The following is a 4,295-nucleotide window of genomic DNA, read 5'->3' as shown; positions in this document are numbered from 1 at the left end:
GTCCGTCGCGGGCGCTCCGGCGGGCTCTTCGGAGACGGCCGCCACGCCCCCGCCGGGCTTGCGGTCCGCCCACCGCCGCACCAGCGGACGCGCCAACTCCCCCACGAGCACAGCCAGCAGCAGGTAAAGCGCGAGGGCCAGCCAGAGGAAGCCCGGCCAGGCGAGCACCTGTTGCAGCAGGAAGGGCGCCCCGGACCGCTCGGCGACGAGCGCGCCGAACATCAGCAGCGGGGCGGCGGCGAAGAGCACCGTGCCCGCGCGCCTGGCGGGCCCTGGCCCGGCGGTTGTGTCCCGCACGAGGCGGCGCCACACGTACCAGTGGAGGACGGCGAAGGCCGCGAGGACGGCGATGACCGCGATGACGGTGAGGACCGCGCTGACAGCCACGGCTATGACGTACGGCGCAGTGCGCGGATTCCACGGAACCCGATGGTCCCTACCACCGTCCCCAAGACAAAGGAGACAACGGCGAGCGTCAGGTGCACCCAGAAGTACCCGGTCGGGTCGCCCGCGTCATCGAAGGCGAGCCCGCTGCCGTCCTTCCACAGGTTCTTGACGAAAGTGATCCAGATGAACCAGCTCCACACCCCGAAGGCGAGCAGGAACCAGGAGACAGGGCGGCTGAGCTTCATACGTTCAGTATCGCGAGGGTTCCTCGCCCCTCGCCGCCGGGGTGGGGACGACGGAACACAGCGCACCTCGGCGGCGAACCCCCTGAGCCCGCCCTGTACGTTCTCGTCCGTGCCTGCCTCCAAAAAAGCCGCCATGCTGCTCGCTTCCGCGACATTGCTGACCATGTCGACCACCGCGCCCGCCTTCGCGGACGGCGAGCCGGACGGCAAGGACAAGCCGAAGCCCCCCGCTTCGATGTCGACCGTCGGCGGCGCGCTGCTAGGCAAGCCGGGCACCCAGGTGAAGCTGAAGGCGGGCGCCCCGGTGCTGCCCAAGGACCTGTCGGCGCGTTCCTGGATGGTCTCGGACGCGGAGTCCGGCGAGGTCCTCGCCGCGCACAACGCGCACTGGCGGCTGCCCCCGGCGAGCACCCTGAAGATGCTCTTCGCCGACACGGTCCTGCCGAAGTTCCCCAAGACGCAGAAGCACAAGGTCGCCCTCGCCGACCTGGAGGGCATCGGCGCGGGCAGCAGCATGGTCGGCATCAAGGAGAACGAGACGTACTCCGTCCACGACTTGTGGCTCGGTGTCTTCCTGCGGTCCGGCAACGACGCGGTGCACGTCCTGTCCGCGATGAACGACGGCGTCGACAAGACCGTCAAGGACATGCAGGAGCACGCCGAGAACCTTCAGGCCCTGGACACCCATGTGGTCTCGCCGGACGGTTACGACGCCAAGGGGCAGGTCTCCTCGGCGTACGACCTGACGCTGTTCGCCCGCTCCGGGCTGCAGAAGAAGGACTTCCGGGAGTACTGCTCGACGGCCACCGCGCAGTTCCCCGGCGAGACCAAGAAGGTCACCAAGGGCAAGGACAAGGGCAAGACGAAGCGCGGGTCCTTCGGCATCCAGAACACCAACAAACTGCTCACCGGTGACCTCGGCATCAGCCCCTACAAAGGCATCGCGGGCGTCAAGAACGGCAGCACCACGAACGCCGGGAACACCTTCACCGGTGTCGCCGAGCGCGGCGGCAAGGTCCTCCTCGTCACCGTCATGAACCCCTCCTCCGGAGAGGCCCACGCCGTCTACAAGGAAACCGAACGGCTCTTCGACTGGGGCTTCAAGGCGGCGGGCAAGGTCGATCCGGTGGGCGAGCTGGTCGCGCCGAGGGGGTCCACGGGCGCGGGCAAGGGCGCTCCGGGCGGCGGCAAGAGCGGGTCGGCCGCCGCGAACATGACGCACGCCTCCGACGACGGGGCGAGCGGCATGGGCGTCGCGCTCGCGGTGACGGGCGGTGTGATCGCGGTGCTCGCCGCGGGTGTCTTCGTCGTCAGGCGCCGGATGCCGCTGCCCGGCCAGTCCGGCCGCCGTCCGGGTCAGGACTGACGCCGGGCGTCGGCTCGTCCTGCGTGGCGGACTCCGCGGAGGAGCCGTCCGTCGCGCGTGAGGCCTTCCGCGTCGCCGTCCAGGCGGCGCAGAAGAGCAGCAGCTTCGCGGTGAAGTTGATCCACAGGAGCAGCGCGACGGGCACGCCGAAGGCGCCGTACATGCTCTTGGCGGCGACGCCCTTCATATAGCCGCCGAGCAGCAGTTTGAGCAGTTCGAAGCCGGCCGCGCCGATCAGTCCCGCGGTGATCAGGTCGCGCCGGTGCGGCTGGACGCCGGGCAGCAGCGTCAGGGCGTAGAGCAGCAGCAGGAAGTCCGCGAGGACGGCGATGGCGAACGCGATGGCCTGGAGCAGGACCGTTCCCCAGCCGGTCTCGTCGATGCCGAGGAGGTCGGCGGTCCAGCCGACGGCGGTCGAGGCGAGCGCGGAGGCGGCGAAGGAGGCGAGGCCCGCGCCGCCGAGCCCGATGAGCACCCCGGCGTCCTTGACCTTGCCGAGGAAGGGGTTGCCGTCCTCGTCCGGCAGTTCCCAGACGGCCCGCAGGCACTCCCGCATCGAGCCGACCCAGCCGATGCCGGTGAAGAGCAGCAGGGCGCCCGCGACGAGGCCGACGGTGCCCGCGTTGGCGACGAGGGCGTCGAGGTTCAGCTGGTCGGAGATGCCGGGGACCTGCTCGGAGAGCTTGTCCTCAAGGGTGTTCTGCTGCTTCTTGGTGAGCGTCGCCGCGGCGATCGCGGCGCCGACGGTGATCAGCGGGAAGAGCGCCAGGAAGCTGATGAACGTCATCGCGGCCGCGAGGCGTGTCCAGTGGACGCCGTCGAGCCGTTCATAGGCGCGCCACGCGTGCGTGCGCATGCCCTTCTCGACGTACGGCCCGATGCCGGGCAGCTTCTTCAGCCAGTCCATGACGCCTCCCTGCCTGCGGTCCTGTCCGAAGACGTGCCCGAAGTCCCGCCCGCCACGCGGAATACCAGAGTCCGGGTTCCCCAGAATCTGAGCACGGTGGCGAGGGCCATGCCGACTCCGGCGCCCGAGACGGCGTCCGCGCGCGGTGAGGTGAGGCCGAGGCCGTAGTGGGAGACGGCGATGCACAGCAGCTGGACGAGGGCGCCCGCGACGTTGACGGCGAAGAAGACCGCGTACTGGCGCAGCCGTGGGACCCCCGCCGCCCTGCGCCGGTAGGTGCCGAGCGCGTTGCCCGCGTACGCCACGGAGCAGCCCGCCACGAAGGAGAGCGATTTGGCGGTCAGCGGGTCCATGCCCATCGGCCCGCGCAGCCAGATGAAGAGGCCGAGGTCGGCGGCGTACGCGCAGATCCCGGCGGCGGCGAAGCCGAGCAGTTCGGGTCCGAGCGACCGCAGCCGGCCGCGCAGGTGCCAGCTCACCAGTTCGCGACCGCGAGCCCGTACATCGCGACCCACACCAGGCCGATCACGGCGAGCGCCCTGTCGCGCAGGACGACGTCCTCGGGCTCGCCCGCGGTGCCGCGGTCGGCGAAGACGGCGTAGCGCAGGATCGCGAGGATGAAGGCCACCATGGACAGCTGGCGCCAGGGCAGCAGGCTGCCGTTGGCGGTGCCGCCCGCCTCCATGGCCCACAGGCAGTACGCGAGGACGGCGACCCCGGCGGCCAGCTGCCACACGAAGCGGAGATAGCCGGTGGTGTACTCGGTGAGCAGCGCGCGCGTGGCGCCCAGTTTCCCGGTGCGCGCGGACATCTGGACGGATTCGGAGTAGCGCTTGGCGGAGACCATGAAGAGCGCGCCGAAGCCCGTGGTGATCAGGAACCAGCGCGAGAGCGGGATGTCGAGCGCGAGGCCGCCGATCATGGCGCGCATCAGGAAGCCGGTGGTGACGATCGTGAGGTCGACGACGAGTACGTGCTTGAGACTGACGCAGTAGGCGAGTTGCATGCAGACGTAACCGGCCAGGAGCGTGGCCGTCAGCGGGGTGCACAGGACGTACGCGGCCACCGGCGCGAGGAGTGCGAGGAGCCCGCCGACGGCGTAGGCGACGGGCACCGGCACCTGTCCGGCCGCGACCGGTCTGCGGCACTTGGTGGGGTGGGCGCGGTCGGCGTCCGCGTCGCGCGCGTCGTTGATCAGGTAGACGGCGGACGCGGCGGCCGTGAACAGCGCGAAGACGATCGCCAGTTGGACGAGGGCGTGGCGCGCGAACAGCTCGCCCGCCGCCGCCGGGGCAGCGACGACCAGGATGTTCTTCACCCACTGGCGCGGACGCGCGGTCTTCAGGAGGCCGAGCGGCAGGCCGAGGGGGCCCGGCCGCGAGGGCTGGGG

General features: G+C 70.7%; 5 protein-coding genes and 1 pseudogene. 1 reads left to right on the top strand and 5 read right to left on the bottom strand.

Annotated elements, in window-relative coordinates; translation table 11 throughout:
* A pseudogene (locus tag GKQ77_RS28510) lies at positions 1-387 on the bottom strand (metallophosphoesterase); the annotation flags it as partial.
* Positions 388-389: 2 nt separating this feature from the next.
* Complete coding sequence (locus GKQ77_RS33685; RefSeq protein ID WP_125514575.1) at positions 390-632, bottom strand: SCO4848 family membrane protein; 243 nt, start codon at positions 630-632, stop codon at positions 390-392.
* Between the two features lie 109 nt (positions 633-741).
* Here GKQ77_RS33685 and GKQ77_RS28505 point away from each other — a divergent pair, with 109 nt between their 5' ends.
* The gene (locus GKQ77_RS28505; RefSeq protein WP_372460006.1) at positions 742-1,998 is read left to right on the top strand and encodes a D-alanyl-D-alanine carboxypeptidase family protein; all 1,257 of its coding nucleotides are present in this window, start codon (positions 742-744) and stop codon (positions 1,996-1,998) included.
* Here GKQ77_RS28505 and GKQ77_RS28500 read toward each other — a convergent pair.
* The 3 genes from GKQ77_RS28500 to GKQ77_RS28490 form a co-directional block, all read right to left on the bottom strand.
* Complete coding sequence (locus GKQ77_RS28500; protein WP_219691814.1) at positions 1,943-2,905, bottom strand: YihY/virulence factor BrkB family protein; 963 nt, start codon at positions 2,903-2,905, stop codon at positions 1,943-1,945. The two genes, GKQ77_RS28505 and GKQ77_RS28500, sit on opposite strands and share 56 nt — an antisense overlap.
* On the bottom strand, positions 2,893-3,372 hold the full coding sequence (locus GKQ77_RS28495; RefSeq protein WP_219691820.1) for a GtrA family protein: 480 nt from the start codon (positions 3,370-3,372) through the stop codon (positions 2,893-2,895). The genes GKQ77_RS28500 and GKQ77_RS28495 overlap by 13 nt, the downstream gene beginning before the upstream one ends.
* An 8-nt stretch (positions 3,373-3,380) precedes the next feature.
* A partial coding sequence (locus tag GKQ77_RS28490) for a decaprenyl-phosphate phosphoribosyltransferase (RefSeq protein ID WP_372460005.1) occupies positions 3,381-4,295 on the bottom strand: 915 nt, incomplete at its 5' end.

Source organism: Streptomyces anatolicus, from assembly GCF_019400875.1.
Taxonomy (GTDB): domain Bacteria; phylum Actinomycetota; class Actinomycetes; order Streptomycetales; family Streptomycetaceae; genus Streptomyces; species Streptomyces anatolicus.
Note: the sequence above shows the minus strand (reverse complement) of the source record. Positions and strands in the feature narration are given on the sequence as shown.